The organism is Streptomyces sp. S.PNR 29, assembly GCF_030386795.1.
GTDB lineage: Bacteria > Actinomycetota > Actinomycetes > Streptomycetales > Streptomycetaceae > Streptomyces.
Map to the genome: position 1 here is coordinate 79586 of NZ_JANUQM010000007.1, position 16322 is coordinate 95907.

16 protein-coding genes are annotated in these 16322 nt (G+C 71.0%); 10 read left to right on the forward strand and 6 right to left on the reverse strand.

Features of this window, described 5'->3' with window-relative positions; all coding sequences use genetic code 11:
- Positions 1–7: 7 nt before the first annotated feature.
- The 3 genes from NW895_RS20005 to NW895_RS20015 form a co-directional block, all read right to left on the reverse strand.
- Positions 8–1186, reverse strand: coding sequence for a damage-control phosphatase ARMT1 family protein (locus NW895_RS20005; protein WP_289937103.1), 1179 nt, complete (start codon positions 1184–1186; stop codon positions 8–10).
- Positions 1187–1276: 90 nt separating this feature from the next.
- Positions 1277–1924, reverse strand: coding sequence for a ScbR family autoregulator-binding transcription factor (locus NW895_RS20010; RefSeq protein WP_289937104.1), 648 nt, complete (start codon positions 1922–1924; stop codon positions 1277–1279).
- Positions 1925–2158: 234 nt separating this feature from the next.
- Positions 2159–3985, reverse strand: a complete 1827-nt coding sequence (locus tag NW895_RS20015) for a S8 family serine peptidase (protein ID WP_289937105.1) — start codon at positions 3983–3985, stop codon at positions 2159–2161.
- Positions 3986–4336: 351 nt separating this feature from the next.
- Here NW895_RS20015 and NW895_RS20020 point away from each other — a divergent pair, with 351 nt between their 5' ends.
- Entirely contained in the window at positions 4337–5254 is a 918-nt protein-coding gene (locus NW895_RS20020; RefSeq protein ID WP_289937106.1) for a lytic polysaccharide monooxygenase, read from the forward strand.
- Positions 5255–5272: 18 nt separating this feature from the next.
- Here NW895_RS20020 and NW895_RS20025 read toward each other — a convergent pair whose 3' ends face one another.
- On the reverse strand, positions 5273–5920 hold the full coding sequence (locus NW895_RS20025) for a Tat pathway signal sequence domain protein (RefSeq protein WP_289937107.1): 648 nt from the start codon (positions 5918–5920) through the stop codon (positions 5273–5275).
- A gap of 657 nt (positions 5921–6577) precedes the next feature.
- On the opposite strand from NW895_RS20025, the gene NW895_RS20030 reads away from it, so the two are divergent.
- From NW895_RS20030 to NW895_RS20040, 3 genes are all read left to right on the forward strand, one after another.
- A complete protein-coding gene (locus tag NW895_RS20030; protein WP_289937108.1) occupies positions 6578–7270 on the forward strand; it encodes a DUF6230 family protein in 693 nt (230 codons plus the stop codon).
- The gene (locus NW895_RS20035; RefSeq protein WP_289937109.1) at positions 7267–7698 is read left to right on the forward strand and encodes a DUF6114 domain-containing protein; all 432 of its coding nucleotides are present in this window, start codon (positions 7267–7269) and stop codon (positions 7696–7698) included. The genes NW895_RS20030 and NW895_RS20035 overlap by 4 nt, the downstream gene beginning before the upstream one ends.
- Before the next feature lie 95 nt (positions 7699–7793).
- Positions 7794–8324, forward strand: a complete 531-nt coding sequence (locus tag NW895_RS20040; protein ID WP_289937110.1) for a GNAT family N-acetyltransferase — start codon at positions 7794–7796, stop codon at positions 8322–8324.
- 120 nt (positions 8325–8444) lie between these two features.
- On the opposite strand, the gene tatA is transcribed toward NW895_RS20040, so the two are convergent.
- Positions 8445–8585 (reverse strand): Sec-independent protein translocase subunit TatA, encoded by a 141-nt coding sequence (gene tatA, locus NW895_RS20045; protein WP_289937111.1) that lies wholly within the window; start codon positions 8583–8585, stop codon positions 8445–8447.
- A gap of 343 nt (positions 8586–8928) precedes the next feature.
- Between tatA and NW895_RS20050 the strand changes: the two genes are divergently transcribed.
- Positions 8929–10470 carry an LCP family protein gene (locus NW895_RS20050; protein ID WP_289937112.1) on the forward strand — a complete coding sequence of 514 codons (1542 nt, stop codon included), beginning with the start codon at positions 8929–8931 and terminating at the stop codon, positions 10468–10470.
- 262 nt (positions 10471–10732) lie between these two features.
- Here the strand turns inward: NW895_RS20050 and NW895_RS20055 are convergent, their stop codons facing one another.
- Entirely contained in the window at positions 10733–11077 is a 345-nt protein-coding gene (locus NW895_RS20055) for a metalloregulator ArsR/SmtB family transcription factor (protein WP_289937113.1), read from the reverse strand.
- 254 nt (positions 11078–11331) lie between these two features.
- Between NW895_RS20055 and NW895_RS20060 the strand changes: the two genes are divergently transcribed.
- The 5 genes from NW895_RS20060 to NW895_RS20080 all read left to right on the forward strand — a co-directional run bounded on the left by NW895_RS20060 (position 11332) and on the right by NW895_RS20080 (position 16198).
- Positions 11332–12330, forward strand: coding sequence for a substrate-binding domain-containing protein (locus tag NW895_RS20060; RefSeq protein WP_289937114.1), 999 nt, complete (start codon positions 11332–11334; stop codon positions 12328–12330).
- 189 nt (positions 12331–12519) lie between these two features.
- The gene (locus NW895_RS20065; protein WP_289937115.1) at positions 12520–14820 is read left to right on the forward strand and encodes a nitrate- and nitrite sensing domain-containing protein; all 2301 of its coding nucleotides are present in this window, start codon (positions 12520–12522) and stop codon (positions 14818–14820) included.
- Positions 14821–14834: 14 nt separating this feature from the next.
- Positions 14835–15266 carry a roadblock/LC7 domain-containing protein gene (locus tag NW895_RS20070; RefSeq protein WP_289937116.1) on the forward strand — a complete coding sequence of 144 codons (432 nt, stop codon included), beginning with the start codon at positions 14835–14837 and terminating at the stop codon, positions 15264–15266.
- Between the two features lies 1 nt (position 15267).
- On the forward strand, positions 15268–15627 hold the full coding sequence (locus NW895_RS20075; protein ID WP_289937117.1) for a DUF742 domain-containing protein: 360 nt from the start codon (positions 15268–15270) through the stop codon (positions 15625–15627).
- Positions 15614–16198, forward strand: a complete 585-nt coding sequence (locus tag NW895_RS20080) for an ATP/GTP-binding protein (protein WP_289937118.1) — start codon at positions 15614–15616, stop codon at positions 16196–16198. Before NW895_RS20075 ends, NW895_RS20080 begins: the two co-directional genes overlap by 14 nt.
- The last annotated feature ends 124 nt before the right edge of the window (positions 16199–16322 follow it).

Consider the following 16322-nt stretch of genomic DNA (forward strand, 5'->3'; position numbering starts at 1 on the left):
CGCTCGGTCAGCTCCGCACCTGGATCAGCGCGTGCGTGCCGCTGGTCCGCCACCGCTGGTCCTCCGCCGCGACGAGAGCGGCCTCCGTGCCGGCGTCGAGGCCGGTGATCACGTCGGACTTGAGGGTGCGCAGGGCGGCGACCGGGCCGGGGAAGTGGGCGGTGACGTCCTGGAACGGGGTCGTCGGGGGCCACCGCCGATCGCCCACCAGGCGGCGGTAGTTGAGGTCGCCCTTGACGAGGGTGACCGTGGCCGCGGCGAACTCCTGGCGGAGGTCGCCGGGCATCTCCGCGAACGGCAGCGGGGCGCAGGAGAAGGCGTGCGCGCGGACCGCGAGGCGGCCGTCGGCCAGGGCGGACCACAGCAGGCGGCCGTACTCGGCGGCCGCTCCCCCGGCGCCGGTCAGCCGGCGCAGCGCGTCGACCACGTCGGCGGTGGTGGCGTCGGAGACGTAGTACGGGTAGGGCTTGATGTGCAGGACGGCCCGCTGGACATGGCCGTGGGCCAGGAGGTGGGCGATGAGGAGGAGGTCGGGGACGAGTTCCCGGCCGGCGTTGTCGGCGATGAGGCACAGGGTGGAGGTCCCGGTGGGCGGCAGCAGCGACCAGAGGTGCTCGCTGTCGTCGGCGACCAGGGGCGGGGTGTCGGCCGGGGTGTCGGCGCCGGTCGCGGAGAGGCGGAAGCCGAGGTCCGCGCGGTTGCCCCAGAGGGAGCCGTGCAGCAGGGCCGTGGCCTGTTCCTCGGCGGGCAGGCCGGTCAGGCCGTCGAGTGCGGCGAGTTCCTCGTCCGTCTCCGGGGCGTCGAGTTCGGCGAGCTTGGAGGGGCGGAACGGGTCGATGCCCTGCCAGGGGCCGGGGCCGAAGTAGCCGACGGCGTCGAGGAGCCGGCGGTAGAAGTAGCTCTCGGACCAGAGCCAGGGGACGTCGAACCAGGAGCGGCCGGCGTACTCGTCCATCCCCCAGGCCACCCAGCGGTCCCGGTCGTGCGCGTCGGCGGGGAGAGGTTCGATCTCGCCCTTGGTGCAGTTCTCCAGCAGCACGTCGAGCGCGCGGTGCTGATCGGGTCCGTAGGGGAAGGCCTCCCGCACCTGCCGGACGATCGCGGGATGCCGCTCGGCCAGCACGCTGTGGGGGAAGGAACCGGGCTCGTCACCGAGAATCACGGACGCGGACGGGATGTCGGACATGCACCTCACCGTATCGCCGAGCGCCTCACCGCATGACGGCGCCACCACCACGGCGCAGGCGCGCACACGCGGCGCCGGGCACCCACCGGGTCAGGCGCCCCCGGTCTCCCTCTCCAGACGTGCCGCCAGGCTCACATAACGGGCCCGCCGGGTGACCGGCACCAGGCCCCGGACGAGGATGTGCCACATCTCGGCCAGTCTGCGGGGCTGCCGGGCGAGGGGTTCGACGGTGCGGCCCACGACGCGGGTGCCGACGAAGGAGGAGACGAGGAAGTGGGCGATGGCGTCGACATCGATGTCCGGGTGGACGTCGGACTCCTTGACCGCGCCGAGGAGTCGGCTTGAGGCGATCTCCAGCCACTCCGTGAAGGGGTGCCGCAGCGGCGGCTTCACGGGTATCCCCCCGGTGGCGAGCCGGAGGCCGGCTCGCAGGATCGGACCTTCGAGGGACAGCCGCGCGAGTCCGAACGTGATGCGCATCAGCGCTTCCAGTGAGGAGTGCCCCCGGCTGTCCACCTCTTTCGCCAACTGGCGCGCGGCTCTGGACTGGAGTTCCATGATGGCGTGCGCGAGGTCTTCCTTCGCGGCGAAGTGGAAGTACAGCGCACCCTTGGTGACCTGGGCGTGCTCCACGATGTCACTCAGACTGGTCGACTCATAGCCGTGACGGTCGAACAGGTCAGCGGCGGCCGTGATGATCGTCGCGCGGGTCTGCTCGGCGCGTAACTGCCTCGCCATCGGTTGAACCACTCCAAAAAATGTACGGGACGTGCTGTTTGTTTCTAACCCCCTGTACACGATAACTCACCGTCCGACGGAACCGCAGGCCGCCCTTGTCAATCGTGCTGCCCGTGCCGACCCAAAACGAAACGGGCTGTTCGGTATCTTACGCCCGCACACAAAAAATGACGGCGGGCCGGCCGGTGCTCATTCGCACCGTCCGGCCCGCCGCCTGTCAAATATCGCGGTCGCTCAGAAGGTCAGCTTCCAGCTGTTGAGCGTCCCGGTGTCCTGGGCGGCCGTGTCCTGGACGCGCAGCTTCCAGGTGCCGTTCGCGGTCTCGGACGAGGCGTCCACCGTGTACGTCGTGTTCACGTTGTCCGCGGAGTCCGAGGAGGCCGACTTCAGGCGGTACGCCGAACCGTCCGGGGCGACGAGGTCGATGACCAGGTCACCGCGGTAGGTGTGGGTGATGTCCACGCCGACCTGGAGGCTGGCCGGCGCGTTGCCGCTGCGGCCGCTGACGGCGATGGGGGACTCGATCGCCGAGCCGTTGTCCGGGATGGCGACGGCGGTGGTGCTGGAGTACGTCGTCCCCGTGCTCGTACCGCCCTTCACCGCCTGGACGGTCTTGGCGGCGTCCGCGAGGCCGGAGCCGCAGCCGCCCGAGCAGGTGCCCGGCAGGGCACGGGAGTTGCTCTTGATGGCCGACTCGATCTGGGCCGGGGTGAGCGAGGAGTTCGCCGACTTCATCAGCGCGGCCAGGCCCGCGATGTGCGGGGCGGCCATGCTGGTGCCCTGGTAGTACTTGTACGTCTCGCCGGACGGGCCCTGGGCACCGGAGTTCAGCGTGGAGTAGATGCCGTCGGCGGTGGTGCTGTTGGTCTCGCCGCCGGGGGCCGCGATGTCCACGACCGTGCCGTAGTTGGAGTAGTAGGAGCGGTTGCCGGCCCGGTCGGTGGCGGCGACGCTGATGACGTTGTTGCAGCTCGCCGGGGAGTAGTTGGCCGCGTTGGCGTTGCTGTTGCCCGCCGCGACGACCACCGTGGTGCCGCGGCCCACGGCGGCGTTGATGGCGTTCTGGGTGGCGGTGGAGCAGGTGCCGCCGCCGCCGAGGCTCATGTTGATGACCTTGGCGACGTTGGTGTTGGCGGGGACACCGGAGACGGTGCCGCCGGAGGCCCAGGTGATGGCGTCGATGATGTCGGAGTCGTAGCCCCCGCACTTGCCGAGGACGCGCAGCGGGGAGACCTTCGCGCCGTACGCGATGCCCGCGACGCCCTTGCTGTTGTTGGTGACGGCGGCGATGGTGCCCGCGACGTGGGTGCCGTGCCAGGAGGAGCTGGAGGCCGGGTCGCCCTGGGCGCACTCGTTGGCGGCGGTCCAGTCGCCCGGGTCGGCCGGGTTGCTGTCGCGTCCGTTGCCGTCGTTGGCGACGGTCGCGTCGGAGATGAAGTCGTACCCGGCGACGATGTTCGCACCGAGGTCGGAGTGGGTGACGTAACCGGTGTCGATGACGGCGACGGTGACGCCGCTGCCGGTGGCGAGGTCCCAGGCGCCCGGCACCCGCATGCCCGCGGTGGTCTCGAACAGGTCCCACTGCTTGCTGTACTCGGTGTCGTTCGGGGTGGCCATCGGCCGGTTCAGACGGTCCGGTACGACGTAGGCGACCTGCGGGTCGGCCTGGTACTCGGCGACCACGTCGGCGACGTCCGCCTTGGTGAGGTCCTCGCCGAGGTCGACGAGGGCGGCACCGGTGCCGAGGCGGCGCTGGAAGTCGAGGTTCTCGCCGGCCTCCTTGCCCTTGGCCTCGGCGTCGGCGGAGGCGGCCCGGTTGGACTTGGCCTCGGCGGCACCGGACTTGTAGCCGACGATCAGGCGCTCGGCGGGGGCGCCGGGGGCGGCCTCGGTCTGCGCCGTGGGGACGGCGGCGGCTTCCTGGGAGGGGATGTCCTGGGCGACGGCGGCCGTGGTGGTGGCGGCCGTCAGCAGCGCCGCGGAGACCGCGGCGGCGGATATCAGCTTCCGTCTGGAAGAGCCGGAAGAGCCGGAAGAGCCGGAAGAAGGGGAGGTTCGCACAGGCTTGCCTTTCGTGCCGTACTCCGGGCAGCGCGGAGCGGCGGTCGATTCGCTTCGTCGTCGAAGCGGCGGGGGGTGAATCGAGGAGCGAGGCGATGGCCGGCCAGGCGTGGGGTGCGGACCCGTTCGGGGTTACCTGTGGGTCGGCTGTGGTCGAACGATAGGCAAAGGGAAGGTCATACGGATACAGGGGAAACCCTCGATCGGACCGGAAACGCACCCTTGAGGGACGGGAGTTGACCGAGGTTGGCCCGGTTTGGTCCGGGGCGCGGGGCGCTGAACGCGCCGGGCCGTCTTCCCGTACTGCACGGGAGCAGACCGAATCCCGCACCGGCCGAGGAGACGTTCCGGATGCCCCGGATGACCGCACACCGCCGCGCCGCCCTCGCGGCCACCGCCCTCAGCCCTCTGCTGCCGATCCTGTGGGCGGCGGCACCGGCCCAGGCGCACGGCGCACCGACGGATCCGGTCAGCCGGGTGTACGGCTGCTCCCCCGACGGGGGTGCGGCGGCCCGCTCCGCCGCCTGCCGCGCCGCCGTCGCCGCGAACGGCGCGCCCTTCACGGCCTGGGACAACCTGAGGGTCGCGAACGTCAACGGCAGGGACCGGCAGACGATCCCGGACGGCAAGTTGTGCAGCGGGGGCCTGCCCGCCTACAAGGGCCTCGACGTGGCCCGCTCCGACTGGCCGTCGACCCGGCTGGCCCCGGGCGCGGCGCTGACGATGAGGTACGTCTCGACGATCCCGCACACCGGCACGTTCCGGATGTACCTCACCAAGCCCGGCTACGACCCGGCGAAACCGCTGACCTGGTCCGACCTGCCGGAGCAACCCTTCGCCGAGGTCAAGGACCCGGCCCTGACGGACGGGGCGTACCGCGTCAGGGCGACGCTGCCGTCCGACCGGACGGGGCGCCATGTGCTGTTCACCGTCTGGCAGAACAGCAGTACGCCGGACACGTACTACTCGTGCTCGGACGTGGTGTTCCCGGAGGCGAAGGCGTCGGCTCCGCCTCCCGCGACGAAGAGCCCGGCCAAGAGCAGGCCGTCCGCCTCCGCAAGGACGACGGCGCCGACGACGGCGCCCTCTGCGCCGGCCCCGGCGACCACCGCGGGGCAGGACCGGAGCACCGCACCCGACAGCACGCCGGTGGCCTCCACCACCGGCGCCGGTCACGGTCCGTCGGCCCCGCTGCTGGCGGGCGGCGCGGTCGCGGCGCTGGTTCTCACCGGCGGCGCCGCCCTGGTCCTGCGCCTGCGCCGGCGCTGAACGCGATGCCTGAGCGGCTCAGTTGACGAAGACCGGAGCGGTCCCGTCGGTCACCGGGGCGTACTTGGCGGTGAAGTAGCCCTTGGCGAAGCAGAGGGACGAGCCGGAGACCTTCGAGAACTCCTGGTTGGTGAAGGTGATGCTGTTGTCGTCGTTGCTCGCCTTACCGGTCAGGCCGGGTGCCTGGTAGACGCAGGTGATGCTGCCCAGCAGGGTGCGCAGGACGACCGTCGTCTGGATGGGCGCGCCGCTCGCCGGGGTCACCGTGACGGTGCCTTCGGAGGTCACGGTCGTGGTGTACGGCAGGTTGTTGACCGTGATGCCGGTGACGCCGAGCACGCCGACGACGTTCGCGGAACAGCTGCCGAAGGAGTGGGCGGTGAGCGACTCGGTGGCCGTGCCGGGCGCGGTGGGGTTGGCGGTGACGCCGGCGGTGAACTGAGAGGCCGCGCAGGAGACGCCGCTGGTGCCGGTGGCGCTGGAGTAGAGGGTGGCGGTGGTGCCGGCGGCCAGCGAGGCGGTGAGGGTGTCGCCGGCCGCGACGGGCGTGCCACCGGCGGACCCGGTGGTGAGGACGGGGGTGTCGGCCGCGGAGGCGGGGACGGCGGCCGGGAGCGACAGCCCGGCGACGGCGGCGGCGAGGGTGACGAGGGTGCGAGTACGCATGGGGGGTACCTCTTTCGAAGGGGTGAGGGTGGGGGACGCGAGTCGGCGTCCGCCGTTGCCGGCCCGTGACGCCTTCTCCGTACGTGACGGGCCGGCAGCGGCAGGCCGGTGACCGGCCGAAGGTCCCGTGCGGGATCTCCGGCCGAACCGGGTGGGGGTGGCGCGGCACCGGCCGAGCGGGAAGTGACCGTGCCGGTGCTGTGAAGGTCGGACTCGGGTGATGATGCGCCCGTACGGGGACGGGCGGTGACATGCCCATACGGGACGGGCGGTCCGGGAACGCGGGCAGTGCCGCGGAAACGGATCCGGCGCCACGGATCCGGGTGATTGAAACTGGGAGAGTTGTAGACCTGAGGATCCGTCAACGTCAAGGAGTCGCAGGGCTGTTGCCGGAAAGTTGTGCGTCGGCTGCACCTTCGCCGACCGTTCCGGGCCGCCAGTACTCACAGCGGACACATAATCGGCACTCTTTACGCACAACTTGCTTGACCGCCGAGTGTAACCCACGGTAACTTCCTGGAACGGCTACTGGTGCGTAACGAGAAAGCCCTTGCAATCGCCGGGAGTTGCGAGGAGCGGTGCGCACCAGCCGCTGTCCGCGCCAGGACAACGCGCCGTTGAAGCCCGACTTGCATTGACTATGCCCTGGGAGCAGACATGGCCTCGTCCTCGGACGTCACTCCGTCCTCCGGCAACACCCCTGACAGCCCGGAGAGCGCCTCCGTACCCGAAACCTCCGAGGGTCCCGCAAGACGCGGGCGGGTACGGGCCCGCCGGGCCGCGGTGATGGCGGTGCCGGCCGCCGCGGTCACCGCCGCCCTCGCGATCCTCACCGCGCAGGGGGCGCTGGGCGTGCAGTTCGCGATCTCCGGCATGCCGTTCGTGGTCACCGCCGACAAGCTCGACGGGAAGGGCTTCGCGCAGTACGGCTCGCTGGACGAGATGATCCCGGACAGCCCCAACCAGGGCGACACCGGCGGCCAGGTCCTCGTCGTCACCTCGGTCGTGAAGAACGGAAAGCTGACCAACCTCTGCCAGAGCGTCGACCTCGGCGGCATCCAGCTCGTCCTCACCGCCGGCGGCGGGGACACGCCGGTGACCGTGAAGAACCTGGCCATCGACTCCGACGAGATCAAGGGCGGCAACGCCACGTTCAACAACATCGAGATCGGCCGCGACTCCAGCACCTTCGACAAGGTCGAGCAGAAGGGTCCCAAGGGCGTCTACGGCCAGCAGGCGGACAGGGTCGTCATCACCGACCTGTACCAGCACAACTACGCCGCCACCGCTGCCATCTTCAAGCTTCCCGACCTGCACATGAGGTTCGGGGACAAGGGCTGCCCGCAGTGAGCGGGTTCCGGGAGTGGAGGGGACGGCGGCCCTTCGCGGGCGGGGTGCTGCTCTTCCTGGGCGGCGCGGAGATCCTGCTGACCATGAAGGCGCCGCTTCCGGTCATCCTGCACATCGGCATGCAGGGTCTGGCGGGCTACCTCCTGCCCACCCTGATGCTGATCTGCGGCCTGCTGATCCTGTTCAACCCCGCCCAGCGCCTCTTCTACTCCATCCTCGGCATCCTCCTCTCCCTGGGCACCTGGCTCACCTCCAACCTCGGCGGCTTCCTCGTAGGCCTCCTCCTCGGGGCCATCGGCAGCTGCCTCGCCTTCGGCTGGCTGCCGGACCAGGAGCCCCGCCGCAGCCGCCGGCAGCGCAGGAAGGAGGCCCGGGACGCGGAGGCCGCCAAAGGGCCCGTGGGGCACCAGCTCGGCGGAACCGCCTGAAAAGAGCGGCACTGCACCATGACGGCTCGTCAGATCTGCTGACGAGCCGCTTCTTTCGGGTGGGGGCCGCAGGGAAACGGCACTAGGCTTCCGCCGTGAACGACACCGCGCCGGACATACGGATCAGACCGGGCAGCCCGGCCGACGCGCCGGTCATCCTGGAGATGCTCGACTCCGCGGTGGCCTGGATGAACGAGCGCGGCAACACCGAGCAGTGGGGCACGACACCGTATTCGCAGAGGCCGGGCGGGGTGGAGCGGGTCGAGCGGTACACGACCGAGAACGCCCCGTACATCGCGGAGTCGGACGGGATGCCGGTCGGGGCCCTGGTGCTGGACTCCGGGCCCAGCCCGCAGCTGCCGATCGCGCCGGCCGGGGAACCCGAGCGGTATGTGCGGCTGCTGGTCTCCGACCGACGGTACGCCGGTCTGGGCATCGGCGCGGCGCTGCTGGCCCATGCCGCCGAGGAGACCCGGCGGGCCGGCGTGGAACTCCTGCGGGTCGACTGCTGGGCGGGCGGCGGAGGTGCCCTGGTCGCGTACTACGAGCGCAACGGTTTTACACCGACCCACCGCTTCCTGTCCGGTTCCTGGCCGGGACAGGTGCTGGCCCAGCGGGTCGGCTGACGCCACGGGCGGGGCCCTCCTCGGCGACGGGGGCGCGCCTCACCGAGCGGGCCGGCCGGCGGCTCACCGCCGGCGCTGGGCTCGCTGCCGAACTCGGTGTCCGATGCGGTCGGTCCCGGCTCACGCCGCAGGCGGCTGACCCTCGTTCTCGGTCTTCATCGCCCGCGCCTCGCTCTTGAGGATGCGCATCGACCTGCCGAGCGCCCGCGCGGTGTCGGGGAGCTTCTTCGAGCCGAAGAGCACGATGACGACGAGCGCCACGATCAGCAGGTGCTAGGTCGTGTCCGCAAAGTCCCGTCGTCCGCCCGGAGGGCGGGCCCCGCGGCGTCTGGTGCGTGCTCTCGGCGTGCCGGGCGGAGGCCCTCGTACTGGACGTACTTGGGACTTCGCCCGGTGCGGCGAGAGGGCGTGCCAGGCGTCGCGGGGCAGGCGGGACTTTGCGGACACGGCCTAGGGCTCCAGTCCGTTGCGCAGCATGGCCGCACCCTCTCTTTCCTTGCGTCTCTCTTACGTAGGCCGAGGACACTGCCGTCACTCGTCCGCAACACGACAGTTGCCAGCTTGCGCAACTGTACAACCCTGGGGAAGACACAAGAAGGCGCCGATGACCGTCACCAGCAGCCGGAGCGCAGCTCCCCCGAGACACCGGAGCCATCGCGGCGGCGGTGGACACCGCGGTCACCGGACCGCCGGCCGGGACCGCAGGCGCCGCCGCCGTCGCGGTCTGCGCGTCACGCTCGTGGTCTGCCTGACGCTGCTGGTGACGGCGGCCGCCGGAGCCGGCTGGATCTACCTGAAGCTGAACGGCAACATCAACACGTTCGACTCGGGCGGCATATCCGGCGACCGCCCGGCGGCCGGCGTCTCCCAGGGCGAGAACGTCCTGGTCATCGGCTCCGACGCCCGCACCGGCGGCAACGCTGCCCTCGGCGGCGGCGACAAGGACGACATAGGCCGCTCCGACACCACGTTCCTGCTGCACATATACGCCGACCACAGACATGCCCTCGCGGTCTCCATCCCCCGCGACACCCTGGTCACCATCCCGCCCTGCAGGCTCCCCGACGGCAGCTGGACGAAGACGCAGACCGACACGATGTTCAACGCGGCCTACTCCGTGGGCCAGACCGCCAAGGGCAACCCCGCCTGCACCCAGAACACGGTCGAGAAGCTCACCGGGCTGCGCGTCGACCACACCGTGGTCGTCGACTTCAAGGGCTTCGCCCGCCTCACCGAGGTGGTCGGCGGGGTCAAGGTGTGCCTGCCGCAGGACGTGTACGAGAACGATCTGAACCCGCACCTCACCACCCCCGGCAAGCTGCTGTTCAGGAAGGGTGTGCAGACCGTCTCCGGGCAGCGGGCGCTGGACTACGTGCGCATCCGGCACGGCATCGGCGACGGCTCCGACATCGGCCGCATCAAGCGCCAGCAGGCCTTCGTGGCCGACCTGTTGAAGAAGGTCAAGAGCAACGGTCTGACCCCGGCCAGGCTGCTGCCGCTCGCCGAGGCCGCCACGAAGTCGATGACCGTCGACCCCGGGCTCGGCTCCGCCGGCAAGCTCATCTCCTTCGCGATGTCGCTGAAGGACATCGACCTGCACGACACGAAGTTCGTCACGCTCCCCTGGCGGTACGAGGGATCGCGCGTCGCGATCGTGCAGCCGGACGCCGACGCCCTGTGGGCCGCGCTCAGGGCCGACCGCACGATCGACGGCAAGAACGCCGGCGGCAAGAAGAAGGGGCCTACGGCCGGCGCCTCCCCCACACACGTCTCCGGCGCGGGCATCGACGTGACCGTCTACAACGGCACCACCGTCACCGGCCTGGCCGCCCGCGCCGCCGCCACGCTCACCTCGGACGGCTTCACGGTCACCGGCACGGCGACGGCAGCCGCGCAGGACCACACCACCACCCTCGTCGAGTACGGCCCCGGCCTGGAGACGCAGGCCAGGACCGTCGCGGAGGTCTTCCCCGGCGCCCGGCTGGAGCGGGTGACGGGGACCGCCGTCAACGTCGTGCTGGGGCAGGCGTACGCGAACACGCCCGCGGCCGCTGCGTCACCGACGCCCACCGCCGTGCCCAGCGAGATCGCGAACGGCGCCCGCTCCGCCGACGAGAACCCCTGCTCGAACCTGACGTACGGCTGACGGAACCCCGATGGCCACCAGGACGAGCACGTACAGGCTGAGGACGACGGCCGGCAGGACGTCGTACGCGGCGTGCGGCGATGTCATGTCACCGGGCCGGAGCCGGACCACGCCCCCGGGCACCAGTTCGGCGACAGGGATCTCCCGTGCCTGCCGCGGGCCCGGAGCCGAGGCAGGGCAGCACGGCGGTGAGGGACCGAGGAGGCCGCGCAGGCTGGCCTCCAGCCGGTGCGGCGCCCGCGGTGCCGTGCCGTCGGTGGCGTCAGAGGCCGTGGAGGCGGCGGGCCGGTCCGGCGCGTTCGGTGAGCCGGCCCATCATCAGCCGTACCACGTCCACGATGTCCGGGTCGTCGACGAAGTACACCTGGCGGCGGCCCTCACGGCGGGCGCGGACCAGCCCGGCGAGCTTCAGCTTGGTCAGGTGCTGACTGACCGCGGGCAGCGCGCCACCGACCCGCTGGGCGAGTCCGGTCACGTCGCTCTCGCCCTGGGCCAGCGCCCACATGATGTGCAGCCTGGCGGGGGAGCCCAGCAGGCCGAAGGCAGCGGCCGCCTGGCCGAGCACGTCGGCGGACGGGTCCTCGATGCCCCTGCCGGCTGCCGTCACCGTCGTCGTCCTCCCGGTCCTGGTCAGGGCCCTGTCGTACGGTCCGACCAGTCTAGGCGGCGCCTCGGGCCCAAGAGGATCACGATGTGGCAGCAACAACTCACGCAAGGTGGTTGTTCACTTGACTACCGGCGGTCACACAGGGTTTGCTCCGGGCCAGCGAGAGTTACCCGGTCGGAGCACCTGCTTCCGCGGCTCCGGCCTGCCTCGCCCCGTTCCGCTTGCTCGGCCGCACAGCGAGGTGCCGCACCGCGATGAAGACTCCTCCCCCGCCTCTCCGTTCCCCCGGATTCGCCCGCGTCGCGGCCCTGACGGCCGCCGTCTGCCTGCTCGCGGCCGGCTGCTCCGGCTCCGGCGACGACGCGTCCGCGGCGGGCAAGGCAGGCGACGGCCGGACGACGGTCGCTCTGGTCACCCACGGCGGCAAGGGCGACGCCTTCTGGGACCTGGTGAGGAAGGGCGCCGAGGCGGCGGCCGCCAAGGACGGCATCGACCTGTCCTACGCGAACGACTCCGACCCGGCGGGGCAGGCCGAGCTGGTGCGGGACGCCGTCCGTGAGAAGGTCGACGGCATCGCGGTGACCCTGGCCAAGCCGCAGGCGATGAGGGGTCCGGTCGCCGAGGCCAGAGCGGCGGGCATTCCCGTGGTCGGTCTCAACTCCGGTATCGGCGCCTGGCGGTCGACGGGGCTCCTGGAGTACTTCGGGCAGGACGAGAGCGTCGCGGGCCGGGCCGTCGGCGAGAAGCTGAACGGCCTCAAGGCCAAGCACGCCCTGTGCGTGATCCACGAGCGCGGCAACGTCGCCCTGGAGGCGCGCTGCGCCGGGGTGAAGAAGACCTTCGGCGGCGACACCGAGAACCTCTATGTGGAGGGCACCGACCTGGACAAGGTGAACGCCTCGATCGTCACGGAACTGCGGCAGGACCCGACCATCGACGAAGTCGTCACCCTGGGCGCGCAGTTCTCGCTCAGCGCGGTCAAGGCGGTGAAGGAGGCGGGCAGCAAGGCACACGTCGCCACCTTCGACCTCAACAAGGACGTGGCCGCCGCCGTCAAGAGCGGCAACGTGCAGTTCGCGGTGGACCAGCAGCCGTACCTGCAGGGCTATCTCGCGGTCGACGCGCTCTGGCTGTACCGGACCAACGGCAACATCAGCGGTGGTGGCGTGGCTCCGGTGCTCACCGGCCCCGCCTTCGTCACCAGGACGAACGTCGACAAGGTCGCGGCGCTCGCCGCCAACGGAACGCGCTGACCGGAAACTTCGTGTGAGGGAGTCGCCAAGGATGGGGCCACCGGTGGCGCGTGCAGCCACTTGTACGGATAACATCCTGCTCACCCCTTGTGCCGTACCGGACAGGCTCCCACCCCCGCCGCGCCCGTCCCCCGCTCACCGCTCCCGTTTCCCGCTCCCCCGCCGCCCCGTTGATCGCCTAGGACCACGATGTCTCCTCGGACAGGTGCCCGGCGCCGCCGTCTCGGCTCCATACGTCTCTCGCTGATCCTCCTGGCGCTGGTCCCCAGCGTCACCCTCACCGCCATGTGGGGTGTGACGACGATCCAGATGTTCTCGGAGGGCCTGCGGCTGCGCGCGCAGACGGAGCTGAGCAGGTCGACCGGCGCGATGGGCACGGACGCGACGCTCGCCCTGCAGGCCGAGCGCAGCCTGTCGGCCGCGTGGCTGGCCTCGCCGCGCGGCTCCCGGGCCGCGCTGGACGCGCAGCGGAAGAAAACGGATGTGGCGGTCGCCAAACTGGTCGGCCAGTCCGAGGCGATCCAGAAGGCGCCCGACCGTATCTCCGACCGGCTGTACTCGGTCCTCGGGTCGCTGGGCAGCCTGGAGTACTACCGGGACCAGGTGGACAACCCCACGGACATCACTCCCGAGCAGGCCCTGGACCAGTACACGTCGATCATCGACGACCAGATCCACGCCTTCCAGGAGCTCTCGCAGGTCGACGACGGTGACCTCACCTCGCAGGCCGGTCCGCTGGTCGCGCTGGAGCACGCGGCGGAGCTGGTCTCCCAGGAGGACGCGCAGCTCACCCTGGCCTGGCCGTCCGGGCACCTGGACGACAAAACCTGGGTCCGGTTCGCGCAGCTGGTCGACTCGCGCCGCTGGCTGGTCGAGGACCAGATCGTCCCCCAGCTGACCGGCAACGCGAAGACGCAGACGGAGCGGATCCTGCAGAGCCCCGAGTGGCAGACCCTCCAGTCCATCGAGGACCAGGTGCTCTCGGCCCGGCTGAAGGCGGGCGACGGGAAGGTGTCCCTGCCCGACGCGCAGAAGCGGTGGACCGCGGCCATCGACACGCTCTCCCGGCAGTATCAGGGCCTGATCCGGCAGCAGACGACGGAACTGCTCACCCGCAGCGCCGACAAGGCCCACCGGCTGCTGGTCACGGCCGCCTCCCTGAGCGCCGGCGGCCTGATCGCCCTGCTGGTGTGCGTCGGGATGTCCTGGCGGATCACCCGCTCGCTGTCCCGGCGGCTGCGCGGCCTGAGGATGGCCACCCTCAGCCTGGCGCAGGAGCGGCTGCCCGACGTGGTCGCCAAGCTGGAGCGGGGCGAGACGGTGGACGTGGAGTCCGCGACCCCGCCGCTGGACTACGGCCGGGACGAACTCGGTCAGGTCGCCCGGGCGTTCAACACGGCCCAGCGCACCGCCGTGCACACCGCGGTGGAGCTCGCCGACACCCGGCGCGGCTTCCAGAAGGTGATCCTGGGCATCGCCCGGCAGAGCCAGAACCTTGTCAACATGCAGCTGACCAGGCTCGACGCACTGGAACGCGAGCACAGCGACCCCGACGTCCTCAAGGGCCTGTACGAACTGGACTCCACCGCAAGTCAGTTGCGCCGGTACGAGGAGAACCTCGTCATCATCAGCGGGGAGCAGCCCCGGCGCAGCTGGCGGGAGCCGGTCGCGCTGATCGACATCCTGCGCAGCGCCGTCGGCGAGGTCGCCGAGTACCAGCGGGTGGAGGTGCACACCGACGAGGAGGTGTACCTGGCGCCGCCCGCGGTGGCGGACGTGATCCACCTGCTGGCCGAGCTCATCGACAACGCCACCGCGTACTCCCCCGCCCCGAGCCCGGTCGACGTGCGGGCCACGATGGTCGCCAAGGGGCTGGCCATCGAGGTCGAGGACCGCGGTCTCGGCATGTCGGAGGAGGATTACGCCTCGTTCAACGCGCAGTTGGCGGTGCCCCCGAAGTTCGACGTGGTGGCGCTGGCCGACGACCTCCGGCTCGGCATGTTCGTGATCGCCCAGCTGGCCCACCGGCACGGCATCACCGTGACGCTGCGCGCCTCGCCGTACGGCGGGACGACGGCGATCGTGCTGATCCCGCACGACGTCGTGGTGCGGGAGATCCCGGACGCCGCCACGCCCGAGGAGACGGCCGTCGAGGGTACCGAGGCCGCCGTCCGCGAGGCTCGGCCCGCCCTCGTCGCGGCGCGCAGTACGCCCGCCCCCGCGCTGGAGGCCCGGCGGGACGGGCTCGCCCCGCTGCCGCGCCGGGTGCCGCAGACCAGCCTGGCCGCCGAGCTGCGCGAGGAGTCCCCGTCCGCCGAGGAGGACGGCTCCCACGAGGAGTTCACCGCGGAACGCGCCGCCTCCTCCCTCGCCGGCTTCCAGCGCGGCACGCTCCGGGCGCGCGACACCGACCCCGAGGACCCGGCCGCACCGGAGGAGGTTCCCGCGGCAGACACCCCCCTCTCCTCCGCTCCCCACGCCGACCGCTGACGAAGGACACACCCATGACACGCCCCATCCCCGCCACGCACACCCAGCTGGACCAGCTGCTCACCGGACTCGTGGACCGGGTCGCCGACGTCAACCAGGCCGTCGTGCTCTCCGAGGACGGACTGGTCGTCAGCAAGTCCACGGGCTTCCTGCGCGACGACGCCGAGCGGCTGGCGGCGACCGCGTCCGGTCTGATGAGCCTCAGCAAGGGCGTCAGCATGGACTTCCGCGGCGGCCCGGTGCGCCAGGCGCTGATCGAGATGGCCAACAGCTACCTGATCCTGACCTCCGCGGGCCCCGGCGCGCACCTCGTCGTGCTCACCGGCCCGAACGCGGACGTCGGTGTGGTGGCGTACCAGATGAACATGCTGGTGAAGAAGATCGGCGAGCACCTCAGCGCGGCACCGCGGGGGACGGTCGGTCCCACGCTCGGCCCCGGCGACTGAAGTGAGCGGAGGCGACGCGGGGGGCCGGCTCGTGCGGCCGTTCACCCTGATCGGCGGACGCACCCGGCCCAGCCGCGCCTGCTTCACCCTCATCACGACGGTGACCGCGGTGGATCCGCCGCCGGAACGGGCGGCGCGGCCGCAGCCGGAGCATCTGCGGATCCTGCGGTTGTGCGCCGAGCCGGTCGCCGTGGCGGAGGTGGCCGCCCGGCTCGACCTTCCGGTCAGCGTGGTCGTGATCATGCTCTGCGATCTGCTGGAGGCGGGCCGGATCACCGCGCATCCGCCGCGTCCCGTCACCCGCACCACCCCGGACCTGGACCTGCTGCAGAAAGTGAGGGACGGCCTTGGCCGGCTCTGACCCCACGCCCCAGGCGCCGACGGCACCCGACACGGTCAAGATCCTGATCGCCGGAGGCTTCGGCGTGGGCAAGACGACCATGGTCGGGTCGGTCAGCGAGATCGTCCCGCTGCGCACCGAGGAACCGCTGACCGCGGCGGGCCTGGACGTCGACGACCTGGCCGGCATCGAGGAGAAGCGGGCCACGACCGTGGCCCTGGACTTCGGCCGGATCACCATCAGCCGGAGCCTGGTGCTGTATTTGTTCGGGACGCCCGGGCAGCAGCGGTTCTGGTTCATGTGGAACGACCTGGCCGTCGGCGCCCTGGGCGCGGTGGTCCTCGTGGACGTCCGCAGACCTGAGTCGAGCTTCGCCGCCATCGACTTCTTCGAGCGGCGCGGTATTCCGTTCGTCGTCGGCGTCAACGGCTTCTTCGGGGAGCATCCGTACCCACCGGAGGACATCCGGGAGGCGCTGGCGCTTCCGGAGGACGTGCAGGTGCTGCTGTGTGACGCGCGGGAGCGGAAGTCGTCCCGGGACGTACTCATCGCCCTGATCGACCAGTTGATCGCCTCCGCGATCCGGGGCTGACCGTCACCTCCGCCGCGGAGCCCGGATGGTCACGATTCAGCCAAGCCCGACCGTGTGATTGACGCGCATGCGTCACATCCCTACCTTCTGATCGACTTACCGGACCATGTTCGAAATGTCGATC